Source organism: Streptomyces sp. NPDC001502 (assembly GCF_042894785.1).
Taxonomy (GTDB): Bacteria; Actinomycetota; Actinomycetes; order Streptomycetales; family Streptomycetaceae; genus Streptomyces; species Streptomyces kutzneri.
Window position 1 is genome coordinate 431,184 of the sequence record NZ_JBIAVW010000003.1, and the last position, 17,801, is coordinate 448,984.

General features: G+C 70.2%; 13 protein-coding genes and 3 pseudogenes. 7 read left to right on the top strand and 9 right to left on the bottom strand.

Annotated elements, in window-relative coordinates; translation table 11 throughout:
• Window positions 1-78: 78 nt before the first annotated feature.
• On the bottom strand, window positions 79-336 hold the full coding sequence (locus ACFY0D_RS06800) for a hypothetical protein (RefSeq protein ID WP_390797328.1): 258 nt from the start codon (window positions 334-336) through the stop codon (window positions 79-81).
• Window positions 337-1,033: 697 nt separating this feature from the next.
• A complete protein-coding gene (locus ACFY0D_RS06805; protein WP_390797329.1) occupies window positions 1,034-1,930 on the bottom strand; it encodes a hypothetical protein in 897 nt (298 codons plus the stop codon).
• A gap of 2,250 nt (window positions 1,931-4,180) precedes the next feature.
• Here ACFY0D_RS06805 and ACFY0D_RS06810 point away from each other — a divergent pair.
• Window positions 4,181-4,867, top strand: coding sequence for a hypothetical protein (locus ACFY0D_RS06810; protein ID WP_390797330.1), 687 nt, complete (start codon window positions 4,181-4,183; stop codon window positions 4,865-4,867).
• A 31-nt stretch (window positions 4,868-4,898) separates the two neighbouring features.
• Here ACFY0D_RS06810 and ACFY0D_RS06815 read toward each other — a convergent pair.
• Window positions 4,899-5,135 (bottom strand): annotated as a pseudogene (locus ACFY0D_RS06815) (SUMF1/EgtB/PvdO family nonheme iron enzyme); the annotation flags it as partial.
• A gap of 514 nt (window positions 5,136-5,649) precedes the next feature.
• Window positions 5,650-6,006, bottom strand: coding sequence for a hypothetical protein (locus ACFY0D_RS06820; RefSeq protein WP_390797331.1), 357 nt, complete (start codon window positions 6,004-6,006; stop codon window positions 5,650-5,652).
• Between the two features lie 460 nt (window positions 6,007-6,466).
• Here ACFY0D_RS06820 and ACFY0D_RS06825 point away from each other — a divergent pair, with 460 nt between their 5' ends.
• Window positions 6,467-8,875 (top strand): DUF6777 domain-containing protein, encoded by a 2,409-nt coding sequence (locus ACFY0D_RS06825; protein WP_390797332.1) that lies wholly within the window; start codon window positions 6,467-6,469, stop codon window positions 8,873-8,875.
• 594 nt (window positions 8,876-9,469) lie between these two features.
• Here ACFY0D_RS06825 and ACFY0D_RS06830 read toward each other — a convergent pair.
• Window positions 9,470-9,919, bottom strand: a complete 450-nt coding sequence (locus ACFY0D_RS06830; RefSeq protein WP_390797333.1) for a hypothetical protein — start codon at window positions 9,917-9,919, stop codon at window positions 9,470-9,472.
• Between the two features lie 102 nt (window positions 9,920-10,021).
• On the opposite strand from ACFY0D_RS06830, the pseudogene ACFY0D_RS06835 reads away from it, so the two are divergent.
• A pseudogene (locus ACFY0D_RS06835) lies at window positions 10,022-10,123 on the top strand (IS5/IS1182 family transposase); the annotation flags it as partial.
• Between the two features lie 190 nt (window positions 10,124-10,313).
• Window positions 10,314-10,427 (top strand): annotated as a pseudogene (locus ACFY0D_RS06840) (ATP-binding protein); the annotation flags it as partial.
• Between the two features lie 3 nt (window positions 10,428-10,430).
• On the opposite strand, the gene ACFY0D_RS06845 reads toward ACFY0D_RS06840, so the two are convergent.
• Together ACFY0D_RS06845 and ACFY0D_RS06850 are read right to left on the bottom strand one after the other, a co-directional pair.
• Window positions 10,431-10,769, bottom strand: a complete 339-nt coding sequence (locus tag ACFY0D_RS06845) for a hypothetical protein (RefSeq protein WP_390797334.1) — start codon at window positions 10,767-10,769, stop codon at window positions 10,431-10,433.
• Between the two features lie 490 nt (window positions 10,770-11,259).
• Entirely contained in the window at window positions 11,260-12,000 is a 741-nt protein-coding gene (locus ACFY0D_RS06850) for a hypothetical protein (RefSeq protein WP_390797335.1), read from the bottom strand.
• A gap of 742 nt (window positions 12,001-12,742) precedes the next feature.
• Between ACFY0D_RS06850 and ACFY0D_RS06855 the strand changes: the two genes are divergently transcribed.
• Together ACFY0D_RS06855 and ACFY0D_RS06860 are read left to right on the top strand one after the other, a co-directional pair.
• Window positions 12,743-13,336: a TetR/AcrR family transcriptional regulator gene (locus ACFY0D_RS06855; protein WP_390797336.1), complete on the top strand. Its 594-nt coding sequence runs from the start codon at window positions 12,743-12,745 to the stop codon at window positions 13,334-13,336.
• Window positions 13,333-14,169 carry an alpha/beta fold hydrolase gene (locus tag ACFY0D_RS06860; RefSeq protein WP_390797337.1) on the top strand — a complete coding sequence of 279 codons (837 nt, stop codon included), beginning with the start codon at window positions 13,333-13,335 and terminating at the stop codon, window positions 14,167-14,169. Before ACFY0D_RS06855 ends, ACFY0D_RS06860 begins: the two co-directional genes overlap by 4 nt.
• A 515-nt stretch (window positions 14,170-14,684) precedes the next feature.
• On the opposite strand, the gene ACFY0D_RS06865 is transcribed toward ACFY0D_RS06860, so the two are convergent.
• Together ACFY0D_RS06865 and ACFY0D_RS06870 are read right to left on the bottom strand one after the other, a co-directional pair.
• A complete protein-coding gene (locus ACFY0D_RS06865; RefSeq protein WP_390797419.1) occupies window positions 14,685-15,377 on the bottom strand; it encodes a formylglycine-generating enzyme family protein in 693 nt (230 codons plus the stop codon).
• Window positions 15,377-16,102 carry a 4'-phosphopantetheinyl transferase family protein gene (locus ACFY0D_RS06870; RefSeq protein ID WP_390797338.1) on the bottom strand — a complete coding sequence of 242 codons (726 nt, stop codon included), beginning with the start codon at window positions 16,100-16,102 and terminating at the stop codon, window positions 15,377-15,379. The genes ACFY0D_RS06865 and ACFY0D_RS06870 overlap by 1 nt, the downstream gene beginning before the upstream one ends.
• 202 nt (window positions 16,103-16,304) lie before the next feature.
• On the opposite strand from ACFY0D_RS06870, the gene ACFY0D_RS06875 reads away from it, so the two are divergent.
• Window positions 16,305-17,573: a hypothetical protein gene (locus ACFY0D_RS06875; RefSeq protein WP_390797339.1), complete on the top strand. Its 1,269-nt coding sequence runs from the start codon at window positions 16,305-16,307 to the stop codon at window positions 17,571-17,573.
• Window positions 17,574-17,801 lie beyond the last annotated feature (228 nt).

A 17,801-nucleotide genomic window follows, 5' to 3' on the forward strand; every position in this document is an offset into this window, starting at 1 on the left:
TTCGGGAACCTCACCGTGGTGCGGCGCGAAAACATCTGGGTCCGACCGGGCGTACGGGCAAGGGGGCCGTCCGCCGGTTCACCGTTGGTACTGCAGAGCGTCGGCACCCGCGGCGATGACTTCGGCGAGCCGGTTGGCGAAGTCCGCGTTGCATCCACCGAGCCGGACGAAACCGTGGCTTGCCACCGGCCCGTCGTTGCACAGGGAGGGAAGGGTCATACCGGCGAGCGCGAGCGCCGCCTGCAGCTTGGTGACCGCGTCCTGGCCGTCCTGGTAGGCGGTGTCCTGACGCCGCTTGTACTGCATCCGCTCGGCGTGGGTCAGTTCGTACACCATGGTTCTTGCCCTTCGTGTCATGTTTGGCAGTTGTGGGAGGTGAGGCGCCGGAGCGCGTCGTGGATTCGTTCGATCGGTTCGGCCGGTTCGGCCGGTTCGGTCCCCCTGAGCACACGGGTGCCATGGGCGCCGCGGCGTTGATCACACGGCAGGCCCGGAGTACGAGCCGCGGCCTGGGCCGCAGCCCGGTGAACAGGGTCCGGACCTGGGCATGGACCGTCGGGTTGAGTCTGCGCACGGCCCGTGACTATCGGTTTCGATCTTCGTTTCAAAGGTGCAGGCGAGCACCCTTCTGATGCGTGGGGAGGACCGGGTTGACCAGGAAGTCGGCGGCTGTCACCGCCTCCGCTCATCGCGGTCGCCGCGCACGGGACGCACGGCACTCTTGCGTCGTGGCCCGGCAGCGCCGTTCCCGCCGGCTCGCTTGCGCGGGAACCTCACGGCCGGCTCCCCGCAGGCGGCCTCAGCACCTCGGTTCGTCGGCACCGGGACTGTCGGCCGGTCAGACTCCACCGACGGTGCGAAGGTGAGCGCCCGGCCCTCCCGCGGGAGCGCGCCGTCTGTTGCCGACCGGACAGCTGGAGAACGCCGTGGTTGCCCCCGAGACGCCGGCACGACACCGGTCGTCTCTCCGAGGCCCGAGCCGAGAGCCGTGGCTCCGGCCTGCGTACGGGACACCGCCGCACGCGTACGACCGTCATGCGCCGTACCCGAATCTGCGCCCGCTGGACGCAGAGCGGCCCGTCTTTCCGTCTGTCGCGGGGTAGCCGGGACGGACACCGTCCGGGCCCCTGCGGGCCCTGGCCGTCTGCCCGGCCCCCAGCACAGAGGCCGGCGTGTTCCGATGTCGTGGAGCGGCCTGGCGGGGCGGCCGCGTGAGCGTGATCTGGCGGACCAGTTGCTGGAAGCAGGCCAGCGCGGCGATGGCGGGAAGCGCGGACGACGTCTCGGCGGCGAGTGTTCTGGGTGCCTGGGCCACGCACAGAAGCGTCGCCAAGGTGGAGAACAGCAGAACGATCGACCAGGAATGAAGCGCGCGGCGCTGGTGCAGCGCGGACCTGAGGATGGACAGGGAGGCGACCGTCCAAGGCCCGTAGATCAGCAGGGGCCACCAGCTCACCACATCGCGGGCCGTGTGGAGTCCGGCGCTGTGACGCAGGGCGTCGCAGATGGCCATGCCGCTGAGGACGCTCACCACGGCGGCGATGACGGCGACCAGTACGGCGGTGAACAGGCTGCCCGTTTGCACCAGGGTTGCCACCGGCGTCCTCGACGCGTTCCGGCGGTGCCCGCTGGAAGCTCGTCCGGGCGGCCGCTCGGCAGGGGTCTGGACCTGCCTCAGCCCGGCGACGAGGCCGAATGCGCTGACCGTGTCACCGGTGTCCTCGTAGCCGGCGCGGGCGAAGGACTCCGGCTGTCCCGGTACGGGGCCCTCCTGGAGCAGGTTCGCGAGCTCTTCCACCGGATCCCACGGCAGATGGGTCTCGCCGGACCTGCCCAGCGGTTCCCCGTGTTCCGGCAGACGCCAGGACCCGGTGGTGGCCGGCTGGGGGTGGAGACCGTGGACGTCCGGGTATCCGTACGGCTCATGCACGGGAACTGCCGCCCGGTCGCTCGCCGACCGTCGTGGACGGTGCGGTGCTCCCCGACCTCCGGTCGAAGTCGACCTGGATCATGCTCATCGTACGGAGGAAGTCCTCTAGGACCGAGGACGAGTACCTCAGATCGATTTCGAGGCCCTCGTCATGCAGTGTTGCGTTCCGGAAGTCGCTGGAGCCGGTTGATCCCGGAGTGAAAGTCCACTTTCCGATCCGGGTAGTACCGGTGTGAAAACCACCTCCCCCTTCGTCTTCTTCTGGAGGCCTGCGGAAGAAGAAGGGGGGCTTTGCTGTTGTCATATTCCATAAACGCTGCCGATGTTGGTCAGGGTATGCGCCATCCGGGTGATGGTGGCGGATGAGTAAGTGCCGACCCTGTCTCTCGTCGATTCCGGCAACACGACAAGAGCTCGGCAGCCACGTCCTGTCGCGCTGCTAATCCGCAGCTCAGGGAGACGATGAGTGCCGGGCCGAAGCAGGCCCGCGACGGCTCCGCTGCGCGCCGCGCGCCCGCTCGACGGCGCCCCCATGAATGACCGGACGCGTCTCCACAAGTCGCCGACTCGCCATATTTTCATCCCTTCATGTCGATTCCTTGGCGCCAGACGCCATCGCCGTGACCTGAGCACGCCGATCCACGGGTCGAGCCCCTGTGTGCCGACTGATCATCGGTAAAAGGACTGAGATGCCAGGGTCGGCGGATTGCTGCGCATGGCTGCAATCAGAGGGTGGGGCGCAACTCTGCATATGCCTCTGCGTTATGCCGAACGATCGACGGGGCCTAGATCGTGTGCCCCCTTGAGCTTCAACCTTCGAAAGGACCAGCCGTGGGACACCTCCTCCTGTGGATCGTGCTGATCTCTGCCGCACTGGGCACGGGTTGCACCGCGTTCACGTCATCAGGGACCGGCCGTCTGCGGCGTGTCGACGCCCTTGAGCTGAGGCGGCAGCAACGCTTCAGGCACGTCCTGTCCTGCCATGTGGACGCCATCCGGCTGTCTCGCCGGCGCGCCGCGGTACGGGTGGAGCGGTCTGCGGGCGTCTCGGCCTGCCCGAGTGCGGAGCCGCTCCAGGCCGCCCATGAGCCGTGTTGGCCCCTGTGCACCACGGCGGGCCGGGGGATGCCGACCCCCGGTGACGGGGGCCCTGGCTCGCGATAGGCCTTCGATGCTACTGCCATATGACGATCGCCGATGATCTATGACGGAATGCCGCGCAATTCCTCACATGGCAGGCCGCGCGTCTGACCGAAAGGGCGGTCGATAGCGCCGAATCCCTTGAAAACCCCGGCAATATGCACATCGTCGGCTGGGCAAAAACCCCGGCAATCCGCGCATTGCCGGTTACGCAAAAACCCCGGCAATCCGTACATTGTCGAATCTCGGCGCCATAGCGTCCGCCCTGAACCGGCGGCGGTCTGTGAAATTCCCGTTCGACGTGCCTCCGTGCTAATGGCCGGCGGAAAGAGCGGGATATATCCAAAACAAAAAAAGTATCATCCATCTATTTGCGTTCTGTGCGACCAAGGAGTGACTGATCTTGTGAAGGAGCATGAGCATGGACCCTGTGGCGACTTATCGGATCGCGGCTCATCGTCGGCCGTGCCCCGCTGCGTCCGGCGTGCGGCAGCACGGACGGCGAGCACGGTCCGGGCTGCGCTGATGCGCGTGACGCGCCGCCTCTCTGAAGCGCGTATGGCCGGCACTCTCACTCCGCCCGGAATGAAAAGGAGATCGGCACAAGTACTTCAAGACGAATACAGGGCGGGCTTCCCCCTGCCCTTGCCTCATCAAGCGAGCACCGCGAGCGACTCCCACGGATGTCCGTGGTGCCTTTCGCTCGGAAGCCCCGACCCTCCCGCCCGGCCCGACCCCGAGCACTGAACGGAGGGCCTGGCGACCAGCCGCACCGGACCCTGCACGCTGGGCGGAACGCGACCGGCCGGCTCGACCGGCCCGAGGTGGTCGATGCCACGGGCGGTCGCTCGTATGTCGCCTGCCGATCACCTGGAGCTCGATCTCGGTCGACCGAAACCACCCATCGCAGCCACCCGGTGAGGCCGAGGCCGCCTGAGAGCGCCCTCTTCGCCGGACGCCGCCCCTGCGCCGGACATCATCCACACGGCCGAGCTCCTGCGGTGACGCGCCGCTTCGGTCGGCGTCCGGGGGCTGCTCGCGGGCGAGCATGGCCTGGGCCTCGGCTTCGAGGTCGATGTACGGTTCGCCGCTGACGTCGACGGCGACGCGGTGAAGGGCCGCGCCGGTGAACGCCCAGGGAGCGGTGCCGGGATAGTGGTCGGTGACCGCTTCGCCGCTGTCGCGGCCGACAGCGAGTCCCTCGCCCGCCAGGGTGAAGCGGCCGGGCTGGGTCTTGATGCGGCCCTCGCCGACCTTGCGGTCGCCGTGGTAGGGGCTGAGGACGCCGGTGGCGACGCCGGGCGAGACCTCGCCGTCCTTCTCGAAGGACGCGGCGAGGATGAGCTTCTCGCCGGTCGGGAGTTCCTCGGTGGCGGTGATCAGCTGGTGGTCGGTGCCGAGGAAGTTGTAGACGTAGTGCAGGCGGTTGTCGCGGACGAACAGGGTGTGTCCGCCGAAGCGGCCGCCGTGCGCGAACAGCACGCCGCGGGCATCGGGACCGGGGATGTCGACGAGGGCGCCGATGGCGTAGGAGCGGTTGCGGATGCTGACCGCGACGGCTTCGGGGATCTCGGAGCCACCGGGCCGGTAGGTGTAGCGGCTGCGGGGCGGGGTGAGCCGGGGGCGGGGGGTGGAGAGGATCTCCAGCGCGGAGCGGTCGTCCAGGGGCAGGGCACGGTTGACGCCCGCTTCGTAGAACCACAGGCCGATGAGTTCGGTGAGGCGCTGCGGTTCCTGCGCGGCGAGGTCGTGGAGTTCGGAGCGGTCCTCGCGCGTCCTCGTGGGCGACCTGGGTGACCGGGTGCCGCTCGCGCCCGTTCGAGCCGCTGCCCCGGCCGTCGGGGTGGCGCCAGGACGCGCCCGGGGCGTAGCTCCACCAACGGCGCCAGTCGTCCAGGTCCACGGGGCCCGACGTCATCCGGAAGACCAGCGCGCCGGGCACCAGTTCGGCCGGGTCGGCGCCGGGGTAGTCCGCCGGGTCCAGGGGGCGTTCGGCCACGGTCACGTGGCCCGTCGACTTCACGAAACGGCGGAAGGCGGCGACGGTGACCGGGTGCTCGTCCATCCAGAAGCCGTCCACCGATACCGGGCACAGACGGTGCACCACCCACAACCGGGCCACTGCGATGACACGCGGGTGACCGCGCCGCCCGCGGGACCGACCCGTCCGACCCTCGGCCAAGGGCCGGACGCGGCTGCTCAGGGGCGGGCTGCGACGACGCGCTCGGGGAGCCGCCCTGGGCCCGGGGCGTGGTGCGACGTAGGAGGCAGTGAAGGCTCGTGCTCGGTGCTTTGGCACGCCGTCCCGGTGGAAGCTCTCATCGGCACTCAGGTACCTCGTCAGTGGACTGTCACCGTGGCCTCACGCGACGGTGGCTGGTGGCACTACACCGGAGGCGCGGTTCAGTTCGTCGCTGACCTGATCAGCGGGGCTTTGGAACGGTGGGAGCTGCCGTCGGTACGGCCGACGGCTCTCCGACCCGCTCGTGTTCTCTGTGTCGTCGCACACGAAAAGACGCCCCGGTGCAAGGGGTGCTGTGGTCCCAGAAGTTCGACGTGCACAACGATCTGAAGCTGCATCAGGTCATGTGCCCCGAGGCGGACGAGCGCCTCACGCGAGTGCGCGTACTCATGGAGGAGGCCCGCGGCCCGTCGGCGAGGAACGCGGCCTCGACCCTGGCGAAGGCCGCGCCGCAACCCAGCAGCCGGGGGACGGACCCTTCGACAGCATCGGCATCGGCATCGGCATCGACCGCGTCGGGCCGGCCGCCGCACTGGTCCGGCTCGGCGATCACCCGCACATGCCGGCCCAGACAGAGCAGCAGTCGTGCCGGGCAGTGGCCGTCGACGATGCCGGCCGGGCTGTTGCCCTCGCCCCACGCGGGCTGACGACGGTTGGCGGGTAGACACCTTGGGTTCGAGCAGGGGTTTGTCAAGTCCCGAAAGGTCGCGGCATGACCTCGTGCGGGGGAGAGGGCTTACTCAGGAGATGGACGCACGCGTAGTGGACGGTTCCCGCCCGGGCGTATCCAGATGTCCAGAGTTCCACATTTCCAGGTTCCACTTCCGGGATGTGGAGGCTTGACCGTTCGGAAGGAGTGAGCGCATGCGAGTCACCATGGTCCACCCGCTGTCTTGTATCGGGGGGCGAGCGTCGTGAATTCCCTGCCTCCCTCCTCCGAGCGTCCCACGGGCCCGCCGCCCGGCCCGTTGTCGGGCGGGGGCGCACATGCAGAGCTCCCGCCCCCGCCGCCCCCTCCGCCGCCACCAGGTCCTCCGCCTCCCTCGGGGCCCCCGTCGGGGCCTCTTCCGTTCTCGTCCGGTGGATCTTCGCTGCCGCCGGCGGGTGGCGGTGGCCGGGTTCGCAGGTGGCGATCGCGCGGAGCCGTGCTGAGTGTGAGCACGGCGGTGGCCGTGGTGTCGGCGGTGGTCCTCAGTTTTACCGTGCTGAGCGGAAACTCCACGGCGGGCGGTGAGGTCTTCCTCCAGGCCGCTCCGGAGGCCGGGCCCGATCCCTTCACTCCTTCGACGGCCACACAGGCCGAGAGCGTCGCCAAGGCCATGCCCATGCCCGCGGGCGTGAATGCGAAGGACGCTACGAGCACCGCGAGCGCCACGAGCGGTGCGCGCACGCTCGAGGTCGACGGCGGGTACCCGGGGCTGTACGGCGGAACACGGAACGTCGCGAGCTGTGACGTCGAGAAGCAGATCCGGTTCCTCACGGAGCACCCGGACAAGGGCAGGGCGTTTGCCGTCTCGCTGGGTATCCAGCAGCCCGAGATTCCCTCGTACCTGCGGTCGCTGACGCCCGTCCGGCTGGGTTGGGACACCAGGGTCACCAATCACGGATACCGAAACGGCGCGCCCACCAGCTACCAGGCGGTCCTGCAGGCCGACACTCCCGTGCTGGTCGACGGCCGGGGCGTGCCCCGGGTCCGCTGTGCCTGTGGCAACCCCCTCAATCCGCCCGTCGCGGTCAGAGGCGGGCAGACGTACAGCGGCGCGAAGTGGTCCTCGTTCCGGTCCTCCGGCCTCGTCGCGGTCAAGCCCGCCGCGAAGCCGGTGAAGACCGTCACGGTCTTCGACCAGGACCGGAAGGGATGGTACGAGCGCCCGAGCGGAGCGGCGGAGGGCAGGCACGACCGCGAGGTCCCGCCCCCGAAGGGCCAGACCCCGGGCTCTGCCTACCCGGTCCTGCCGACGGCCCGCTCGGGATCAGTCCAGCCACCCTCTGACGCGACCCAGAACCAGCCCCCGGAGACCACTCCCGGCCGGGTGCCGGGCCAGAATCCCGGGAACGCCCCCGCTCAGAGCCCGGGCAACGTACAGGGCAACAGCCCTGGCCGGCCCCCGGGCGACGTCCCGGACCAGGCCCCTGGGGAGGCACCGACCGTAACCCCGGGCCAGAAGCCGGGCCAGAAGCCGGGCCAGACGCCGGACGACGGCTCGGAGAAGGTACCGGGCCAGGAGCCCGGCAAGGCGCCAGGTCAGGAGTCCGGCACGGACCCGCACAAGGCCTCCGAGAAGGTCCCGGGCAGGGACCCGGGTCAGGATCGGGGCGAGAACCCGGGGAAGGAGTCAGGTCAGGAGCCTGGCAAGGCCCCCGGACCGGATGCAGGCAAGCAGCGCGGGCAGGACCCGGACAAGGCCCCCGGGCAGGCACCGGGCAAGGAGCCTGGTGAGGATCCGGCGAAGGAGCCGGGTAAGAAGTCCGGCCAGCAGCCAGATGAGCGCCCGGGGAAGGCTCCCGGCAAGGAGTCGGGCAATCAGCCGGGCAAGGAGTCCGGCCAGACTCCCGGGCAGGCGCCGGGCAAGGACGCGGAGAAGGACCCGGGCAGGGAGTCCGGCGAGCACCCGGGGAAGACGCCAGGCAAGGATTCGAACGAGAACCCGGGCGAAGGCTCGGAGAAGGTGCCGGGCAAGGAGCCGACTCCTGACCCGGCACAGGCGCCGGGTCAGGAGTCGGGCCAGAAGCCCGGAAAGGGGTCGGGCGAGAACCCGGGCAAGGAGTCCGGCCAGGACCCGGACAAGGCCCCTGGGAAGGACTCGGGGACGGTTCCGGGTCAGGAGTCAGGCCAGAATCCTGCGAAGGTGCCCGGTCAGCAGTCGGACCACGGCCCGGGGAAGGGGTCGGGGAAGGCGCCCGGCCAGGAGCCCGACAGGGAGCCCGCCCACGACCCCGCGAAGGTGCCCGGTCAGGAGCCGGGCAAGGATCCCGGGAAGGTGCCCGGCACGGACCCTGGCCGGGGCGCGGGCCAGACCCCGGACACGACTCCCGGGAAGGTTCCGGAGTCCGGCCAGGAGCCTGGGAAGCCCCCCGGTCACGGTACGAGCAAGGGCAGCGGTCAGGAGTCCGGGAGCGTGCCGGGCCATGAGCCGGGCAAGGCCCCCGGGAAGGTGCCGGAGTCCGGTCAGGAGTCCGGCAAGGCTCCGGGCAGGGGCTCTGGCAATGATTCCGGAACGGAGCGCGGGAACGAGCCGGGCAAGGAGCCGGGCCAGGGCCAGGGCCAGGGGCAGGGCCAGGGTCAGGGCCAGGATCCCGGGAAGGCCCGGGGCCAGGACTCGGGCGCCGGTCCCGGGAAGGCATCGGGCGAGGGCCGGGGCAAGGGCCAGCATTCGGGCGCCGGCCTAGGCAACGGCCCGGGGAAGGCGCCGGGCCAGGTGACAGGGGAGGAGCGGGGAGGGAGCACAGGCCGGAATCCTGGTGACGGGCCGGGGCCGCAGCAAGGTGGGGACCCCGGCGGCGAGCCGGGGCGGAACAGTCGCGGTCGCGGTGATCCGGTAGTTCGCATACCCGGGCGATGATGCTCCGGCTGAGCCACCGCAGGCTGATGCCTGCGGTGGCTCAGCGGGTGGGTGTCGGGAACGCAGCCGTACGCGGTCCGGCTCTCGTCGCCGGCCCTACGGCCTGTCGTATGGATCAGGAAGCGTGGCCGCGGCGGGTGCGAAGTCGGGACCGCGCAACCGGCGGACGATGGGAACGAGGCCAAGGGCTTGCAGGACGGCCAGACCGAGAGCGATCCAGACGTACCACTCGGGTATGTCCACGGCGCGCACTGCACCGCCCGCCCGGGACCGCGGCGAAGATCCGGAAGGAGTACCCCAGGCGCCCGTACGACCCGCCCGGTTCACGCCCGTTGCCCGGCGGCGGGGTCGGCCTGCCACTCACTGCCTGCCACTCACTGCCTGCCGTGCACCGGCGAAATGAACGGCACCATGCGCCGTCGGCGGCTGCCGGTCAGATCGGAGGGGTCTTCCCACTGGAGGCCGGTGTTCGGACTCTGGAGTCTTAGAAGGGCATGCCAACCGGATCAAGATGCCGAGGCGCCAGATGTACGGTCGAGCTGGCCTCAATCTGCTGCGGAAGCGTGTCCGGTTGGCGGACTGAGTCGCGCATCGTTACACACTGATCCAGCAGTACAACCGGTGGCCGTGAACGGCCGACCTCTCTGCAAGAGCAGCAAGACCTTCCAGGAAGCCCGTGAGCCCGCTCGGGTCCGGCCGAGCACTGAAGACACCCGACGCAGCCCAACTGCTGGCCACTTCGGCCAGTTGCTTCCGATCGAAACGGGCGAGGGAGTCAGAGAAGGAGTCTGTGAGTGACAGGCTGACGACTTCGCCGTCACCCACCATCCCGACCAAATGCCCATGCCGAGGGTCGGCCTCAATGGCATCGGCCGTTCTCCCGGTAACGAGCACCTCGGCCGGCAGCAGCTCGACCACGGGATCGACACCCTTGACCACGAATGAGTCATATCCCGCTCCGATTGGCCGGCCGTCCTCACGGACCACAGCCCGAACGGCGTCTTCGTCATCAGCAGCGGCGTAGTAGCCGAAGAGAGCTCCCATACGACCGATCATGACACTCACCGTCGACAGTCAGCCCGTCAGGCGACCGGACCCGAGCTTGGACCTACCGCAGGAAGTGGACCAGAGCCCGAGGACCCCATGCACCCCGAGATCACCATCGTCTGGGCCGACTCCGCCTACGCCGGTCAGCTCGTCGACTGGACGAAGAAGTACCTCCCGGAGGCGCTCCAGCCGCTCCTCCGCCGGCACACGGCGTTGTGACCGCTCGGCTTGGCTGACCGCCTGGTCTGTCAGGTGTCGTACTGGCCATCCCATGGAGCCGAGAAGCCCAGCCCATCGGGATACAGCTCAGCCCAGCCTTCCTCGCCATCTTGATCCTCGGCATGGCATTCGGTGACAAGGCCAAAAGCACACCGTCGTTGTCGTCGCGGCCGCGATGATCGATCGCCTGGTCCACCACGCCGAAGTCCTCACCCTGACCGGCGGCTCCTACCGCACCCGCCAGCGACGCGGGCTCCTGGCGAAGGACCGCGCCGGACGGGACTGAACGTTAGGCGTCGCTGAACTCCTCAGCCAGGATCTCCACTTCGCTGGGACCGATGATGGTCAACCACTGCAGCGCACAGCGGTTGTTGTGGTGCTGCAGAAGGTGGCGGGCCTCGACCGGCCACGGGCCGAGCTGGGGCAGCTCCCGCACGACGACCTCGTCCACGAAGTCCACATCCGGGCCGGACAGGTCGGCCCTCGCATGCACGATGCCCAAAAGGCGGAGCCTCGCACTCGCGCTCTCCGAGCTCAGCTCGATGACAGCCTCGCTTGGTTCCAGATCGGTCCGAATGACGATCGACGTCAGCCAGTAGAAGTGGCCGCGCAGCTGTTCAAGACTCACGGCCGAACACTATCCCGAGCGGTTCCCACAGGGCCGCGCTACAGGAGCGGGGTCAACTTTCCCGGACTCTGCGGGGGTCGGTTTTCACGGAGCATTGACAGCCTCAAGCTCCCCGACCCCGCAGGCGGGCAGGTCAGGGTGCCGGGGGTCGACGATTTCGCGTCACGCAAAGGTGACTCGTACGCCACCATCCCGGTGGGCCTTGAGGCGCGACGGCCGCTGAACGCCTGCGCCTGCGCCGAAGGATCGTGCACCGGTGCACCCAGCGTGCATTGGCGGGCCGCAGCGCTTCTGGAGCAGGTAGTGCTCCTGCGCCCGCTGCCGACCCGCAACGAACACTTCGCCACGGCGTCGCCGTCGCCTGCGCCAGGGCCTCCGGCAACACCGTGGACGACACGTCCGAACCGTGGCGCGACCTCGTCATTGCCCGCCCCGGCGTGGTCCGGCTGCCGAGTCTGACAGCGCGCGGTCGGCCTGAGCCGGGCCACGTTCACCCGGGCGGTTCGCACCGCCGGGGAAGCGTCACGGTCCCGGGCCGGTGCTCGAAGGTGTCCATGACCAGCCACTCGTCCAGCGCGGGGTCGTAGAGGTTCTGGACACCGAACTGCAGTACCTGCCAGAAAGTGCCTCGGTTGTTCTCGTCGACGTAGATGTCGCCCAGCGCGAGCGGTAGACGCGGATAGTTCCCGGGAGGCAGGTTCGGGAAGACCACGCCCACCCTCCAGTGGTTCACGCGCCGCTGCGGGGTGCGCCGCAGGGTCTCCGGCCCGACGAACCGGGCGTTCTCGAACCCCTGGTTCAGTGCCTCCAGGTTGAAGCCTGGGATGCGTGAGCAGGGATGCTCGTTCAGACCCGGCCATTTGTATGTCAGCGTGTAGAGCGTGTCGTGGTAGATCAGGTTGGTGAACCAGATCGGGTACTGCGGGCCTCCTGCGGTCATCTGGCTGTCGCCGTCCCTGCCCTCCCAGGTGAACGGCACTGTGATGTCCAGGTCGCGGACGATCCATTTGCCCTTGCCGCGGAAGTCGCGGGGGAGTCGGGGCGGAGGCGGCGTCGGGGAGGCGTTCTGCTGCGAGGGCACGGCCACGGCCGCGGCCACAGCCCCGGACAGCGGCGCGGTCCCGCTCCCGGGCTCGGCGCCGACCGAAGGCGGAGCTGCCAGGACGAGGGCGACTACTCCGGCAAGAGCGGCCGACGTGGCCGTCCGACGTCTGGCCTTCTTCCAGCCCATGGTCTCCCTCGGCTATCACGTGAGGCGCCGTCATGGCGCGGGACAATTACGGCGATGCTGGGACACCGTCCCCGGAATCAGGTATTCCGAAACCGACGGTCACTCAGCTTGCCGCTCTGCTGCCGTCAGGTCGAGTCCGGTTCCGGTTCCGGTTCCGGTGAGGCACGTGTCGATGCCGAATGGCGGCACCGACGTGCCCCGAGACCCCCGGCGGCGGCAGCTGGATCGTCCGTCGGCATCAGTCGTCACCGTGGCTGCCTGGGCGTTCTCGCGTGGCGCCGAGAGGGTCGTCCTGGCCTCGTCGGAGGATGAGGCGCTGGCCACGAAGGAGAGTCGTCCGGGCTGGCCGGCTCTGAAGGGGGGCGCGCGGCCGCGGGTGTCCAGGACGTCCTTTCCCGGCCCCGCCTCTACGGCTTCGTCTGGCACCGACCGAGGAGCGGTTCGAAGTGGCCTCATCTGGCCGGTTGTTGGTGGCCGGTTCCGTCTCCCCGCTCGCGGCCGCTTGGCGGAGAGCTGCCTGGCCGCCGCGGATCCTCGCGCTATACCCGACCACCACGTGCAGGCGGGGCGGGGCATCTGCCGGCGAAGGCCGGTGAGTGGGGAAGCCGGAAGAAGCATGTCCGGCGGCGGCCGAGCGCGGTGAGCCATCCGCATCAGCGGTACCTGTGTGAACGGGCCTCCTGTTTGTCATTCCTAGGACCCCTAGGTTATACCTAGTGATCCTAGGATCAGGGGAGGGCGCATGGCGCGGGCAGGACTGACGGCGGAGCGGGTGACGATCGCGGGCGCCGAGTTGGCGGACGAGGTCGGGCTGGACCAGGTGACCATGTCGCAGGTGGCGCGACGGCTGGGCGTGAAGGATGCGAGCCTCTACACGCACGTCCGCAGTCTGGAGGATCTGCGCGGACGGATCGCGCTGCTGGCGGCGGACGAGAAGACCATCCGTATCGCGGAGGCGACCGCCGGGCGGGCGTGCAAGGACGCACTGGTCGCGTTCGCCAATGCCTGGAGGGAGTACGCCCACGAGCATCCGGGGCGCTACATGGCGACGCAGACCCCGATTCAGATCGACCCTGAGCTGGCCGCGAAAGCCTCCGGACCGCGGCGCGCGGTCGAGCTGACCTACGGCATGCTGCGCGGCTACGGACTGGCCGAGCCCGACCTGACCGACGCGGTCAGGTTGCTGCGCAGCACGTTCCACGGGTTCGTCGCCTTGGAGGCCGCGGGCGGCTTCGCACACGAGCGTTCGCCGCAGCAGTCCTGGGTCCGCGCCCTCGACGCCCTGCACACCCTCCTGGAGCACTGGCCCCCGTCCCGAGAAGGAGACTCCTCATGATCGCCCCGACCATCGGTAGCCTGCGCGTGAACGGCGCGACCCTGCATTACGAAGTACGCGGCCAGGGACCGCTCCTGCTGCTGATACCCGGAGGGGCGGGTGGCGCGGCCTCCTTCGACGGCATCGCCGACGGCCTGGCCGGCGAGTACACCGTCGCGACCTACGACCCGCGTGGCATGTCCCGGAGCACGCTGGACGACCCCGAGGCCGAACAGCGAGTGGCCGAGCACGCTGACGACGCGTTCCGGATGCTGGAACTGCTGTCGCCCGGTGAGCCCGCCCGGGTGTTCGGCGCCAGTTCGGGCGCGATCGCCGCCCTGCACCTGCTCGCCGCCCATCCCGAACGCGTCGAACGCCTCGTGGCGCACGAGCCGCCGGTGGTGGAGGTCCTGCCCGACGCCTTCGAACATCGCGCACTCGTGGCGCGCGTGCAGGAGACCTTCCGCACACAGGGGCTCATGCCGGCGATGGCAATGTTCGCTGCGGGACTGAAGAAGGACGGCGCCACCACCGAGCCGAAGGCCGAGATCGAGCTCCCACCGCAGGCAGCGGCGCGGGCCGAGCAGACGATGGCCAACCTGCCGTACTTCGTCGGGCGCATCGTGCCCGGTTTCATGTCCTACACCCCGGACATCCACCGGCTGGAGGCCCTGTCGGACCGGCTCGTGCTCGCCTGCGGCCAGGACTCACGCGGTGAGCTTCCCTACCGTCCGGCCGCCTTCCTGGCCGAGCGCCTCGGCATCGAACTCCTGCACCTCCCCGGCGGGCACACCGGCATGACCACGCACCCCGCCGAGTTCGGCGACTTCATACGCAAGGCCCTCCGCGGCTAGGGCGGTGACCCGGCAAACCTTGCCGGGTCACCGCCCTAGACCCGAATCCGACTCTCCTGGTCAACCCACCGAAGGTGCTCAACGTCCCGTCCGCAACCGGCCGTCCCTGAGGAAATCCTCGTGACCGCTGTCGGAAGGGCAGTGGTGCACTCGTTTGGAGTGGTGGCGGACCGACCCGGTTCGGGGCCGGGACCACGCTGTGAGGGTTGATCACGGCCGTGTCAGGAGGGCGGCCGTTGCCGCGTGTTGAGTTGTTCGAGCGGATTCGTCGTGACCGGAGGCCGGAGAACGCCTCGGTTCGGAGCCTGACTCGACGCTATGGAGTGCACCGCCGGGTGGTGCGCCAGGAGGCTGCCTGGCAGGCACCTGATGGCCGTCCGCCGCCCGTGGGTGGACGTCCTGCCATTCAGCAGGACGGCCCTGCCGTCACAGGTGCCGGGTCGGGGCTGGTGCAGCGGTCCTTGTCGGGGCTTTCCGTGGCTGGCGTGCGCCAAGGAGGGCGGGCGGGTGGCTGGTCAGGGCCTCAGGGTGCGGGCGAGGCGTAGTCCCACGTCCTCGATCTGGAGTGTGGGGTGGCTGCGCCGGCGTACCGAGGCGCGGCAGCTCCAGTGTTCGTCGAACCAGCCGCCGCCGCGTAGCACCCGGTAGGTGCCGTACACCGCGGGGTCGTAGAAGTCCCAGCACCATTCCCAGACGTTGCCGAGCATGTCGTACAGGCCCCAGGGGTTGGGGCGGCGGCCGGCGACCTCGTGGATGCGTTCCCGGGAGTTCCCGCGGTGCCAGGCGATGTCGTCGAGGGGGCCGTAGCGGGGGCCGGTGGTGCCGGCCCGGCAGGCGTGTTCCCATTCGGCCTCGGTCGGCAGCCGGTAGCCGTCCGCGTCCCGGTCCCACGCGACGTCGGCCTCCTCAGCGTCCCCGGCGTCCGCCATGTCGGTGGTGCGGGGGAGCTGGTAGGCGGGGGTCAGTCCTTCCTGCCGGGACAGGGCGTTGCAGTACCGGACGGCGTCCCACCACGACAGGCTGTGCGCCGGGAGCCGTCCGCCGTCCTGCCCGGCTTGTGTGCTGCCGGGGTGTGTTCCGGTGAGCTGTGCGTAGGCGGCCTGGGTGAGCGGGTACGCCGCGAGGCGGTAGGCGGCGACCTCGACGGTCCAGGTGCGTTCGGTGCGGCGGTCCGAGAGGGTGACGTGTCCGCTCGGCACGGTGATCATCATGCCGGGTTCCCCTGCTCATGGCGGTGGTCGGCGACGGCGAGGGCAGCGGCGTAGCCGTCGGGGGCGGGCAGGTCGGTGAGGATCCAGCCCGTCACCGGTGCCGGGGCGGGGGCGGAGCCGACGTACGGTTCGGCCGTGCCGAGGGCGAGTCCGGTGCCGGCGGCCTTGAGGCAGGCCTCCTTACGGGACCACAGGCGGGCGAGGGCGGCGGGCCGCCGTGGTGGTGCGAGGGCGGTCAGTTCGGCGGTTTCCGCCGGGTGCAGGGAGCCCAGGACATCGGCGACGGCGTCCGCGCCGGGTGTCTCCTCGACGTCCACGCCGACCGGGACGGCGGCGAAGGCGAGGTAGGCCAGGTCGCCGCTGTGGGAGAGGGAGAAATGGATGCCACCGCCGGCGACGGCGGGACGGCCGTGGGGGCCGCCGCAGCACGGGCAGTCCTCCCTGACCAGAGTGACCTTGTCTGGCGCCAAGCCGAGGCGGGCGGCGAGCAGGACCCGCAGTGCCAGGTGCGAGGCGAGGTAGCGGTGGCGGTGGCCGGGCAGCACCAGCCGTGCGGCCTTCTCGCGTTCCCCGGCGTCCAGGACGGCGTACGCCTCCTCGACGCGGTACCCGCCGACCGTGTCCGCGGTGGTGTCCAGGGACCACACCGAGGCGGCCGTGCCCGCGGGCGGCGGCCCGATCCGCGGTGCGCCGGGGCCGAGTTGGTTCACGTACTCGATCATCCGACCGAGGGTAGACCAGGTAACCGGTGGGCATGGCGCCCCGCCTCGTTCTCGGTGAATCGGCGGATCGGCGGCCCGTCCGCCCGCCCGGCCTGCCCGCCCGGTCGGGCGCGTACGCCTGTGTGTCGTTCTGTCCGTGTGTGGGGGCCCGTCCGGTGGCGGTCGGTGGTGGCGGTGTCAGTGGGGTGGGTACGGTCTGTTCATGTACTTGATCGGTCCGGGGCAGCAGCGGGGTCATGTCCTTCTCGTGGCGGGGGATGCGGCGGTGTCCCGCCGGGCGGTGCATCTCGCCCCCAGCGCGAATGTTGCGGCCCTTGGGATGGTGCCGGCTTCGGTGTTGCTGGGGAGCGAACTCCCCACCGACACGGTGTGTCTGGACGGGGTGTGTGATCCGAACACGGTGTTGGTGCGGTTGCGTGCGGCGGCTGTGACTCCGGGTCCGTTGTTCGTCTATCTCTCGGGTCGGCTCACGGCCGGCCGGCGTGGCCGCGGTCTGTTTCTGGCTTTGGCGGGGACGGCGCGGGCAGCCGTGCGTTACACGGCTGTGCCGTGGGACTGGGTGGTGGGTGAGTTGCGGGCTCGTCCTGCCGGGTCGACGAGGGTGCTCGTCGATCTGGTGGCGGACAGGGAGGCCTGGTCGTTGCTCCAGGAGTGGGGTGGTCTGCCGGGCTTGCCGGGTGGGGTAGTGGTCGGGGTGGTGTCCCCGCCGGGTTTCGCGGCGGGGAACGGCGCGGTCAGCGGTTACACGCGGCACTGGATCGAGCAGTTGCGCCGCGGTCCGGTCCGGCCGGCCGACGTGCAGGTGCACGCTCTGGCGGCGGGGGCGGCGGGTCTTCCACCGGGTGCGCTGGTCCTGCCGACCGCCCGCGAGCTGGGCATGCGTTCCGGCCCGCAGCCGCAGCCGCAGCCGCAGCCGCAGCCGCAGCCGCAGCAGCCGGGCCGGCCGGGGGCGGACCGGCGGGAATGGTGGCAGGACGGGGGTGGGCCGGCCGCCCCGCCCGCGGGTGGGGATCCGGGTGGGGATCTTGGCGGGGATCCGCGGCCTTACATCCATGCGTTGGCGACCGAGGGCCGTCATTCGGAGGCGGCTGCTCTGGCCGGTGCCTGGGAGGAGCACGTCCGGCAGCTGTATGGGTTCTCCTCGCCGGAGGCGGTCCAGTGGGTGGAGATCCGTGCGGATCTGGCTCGGATGGCGGGTGATTTCCTGCCGGCGACGGGGTTGTGGATGGGGGCCTGCCGGGTCCGGCTGGCCGGTCAGGGGGCGGCTGCTCCCGAGGTTTATGCCGCGGCAGCGGGGGCGCTGTACTGCTGGTCCCAGGTCCGGGACCGGGCTTCGGCGGTGGAGTCGGGGCCCGAACTGGTCGCTCTGCTGGGGGCCCTGCCCGCCCTGGACCCCCGTCATCTGCGGCTGGCGCAGGCGCGTCTGGATGTCCTGCGCGGCCCCGCGCTGCCCCGTGCCGTTGCTACCTGAGCCTGGGACCGGCGGGGTGGCGGGGTCGGGTCGTTGTGGGATTGAGGCGGGGTGGTGTGAGTGATGCCGGGGCGGCTGTTCCGGCAGGTGCGGTCCGCCGCGGGCCCTGCCTTGGAGGGGGCCCGGTGGGCAGAACATCGGCGCAGCGGCGGGCGGCAGGGCCTCCGCGCACGCCTGGTTGAGGTGGTGCGGGAGGTGGGGGTCTGGGCTGCCCGCGCGGCGGGTTCA

Excerpts from the sequence above, each read along its gene's own strand:
- ACFY0D_RS06800 (WP_390797328.1), bottom strand. The coding sequence starts at position 336 with ATGGTGTACGAACTGACCCACGCCGAGCGGATGCAGTACAAGCGGCGT.
- ACFY0D_RS06830 (WP_390797333.1), bottom strand. The coding sequence starts at position 9,919 with ATGGGAGCTCTCTTCGGCTACTACGCCGCTGCTGATGACGAAGACGCC.
- ACFY0D_RS06850 (WP_390797335.1), bottom strand. The coding sequence starts at position 12,000 with ATGGGCTGGAAGAAGGCCAGACGTCGGACGGCCACGTCGGCCGCTCTT.
- ACFY0D_RS06855 (WP_390797336.1), top strand. The coding sequence starts at position 12,743 with ATGGCGCGGGCAGGACTGACGGCGGAGCGGGTGACGATCGCGGGCGCC.
- ACFY0D_RS06860 (WP_390797337.1), top strand. The coding sequence starts at position 13,333 with ATGATCGCCCCGACCATCGGTAGCCTGCGCGTGAACGGCGCGACCCTG.
- ACFY0D_RS06865 (WP_390797419.1), bottom strand. The coding sequence starts at position 15,377 with ATGATCACCGTGCCGAGCGGACACGTCACCCTCTCGGACCGCCGCACC.
- ACFY0D_RS06870 (WP_390797338.1), bottom strand. The coding sequence starts at position 16,102 with ATGATCGAGTACGTGAACCAACTCGGCCCCGGCGCACCGCGGATCGGG.
- ACFY0D_RS06875 (WP_390797339.1), top strand. The coding sequence starts at position 16,305 with ATGTACTTGATCGGTCCGGGGCAGCAGCGGGGTCATGTCCTTCTCGTG.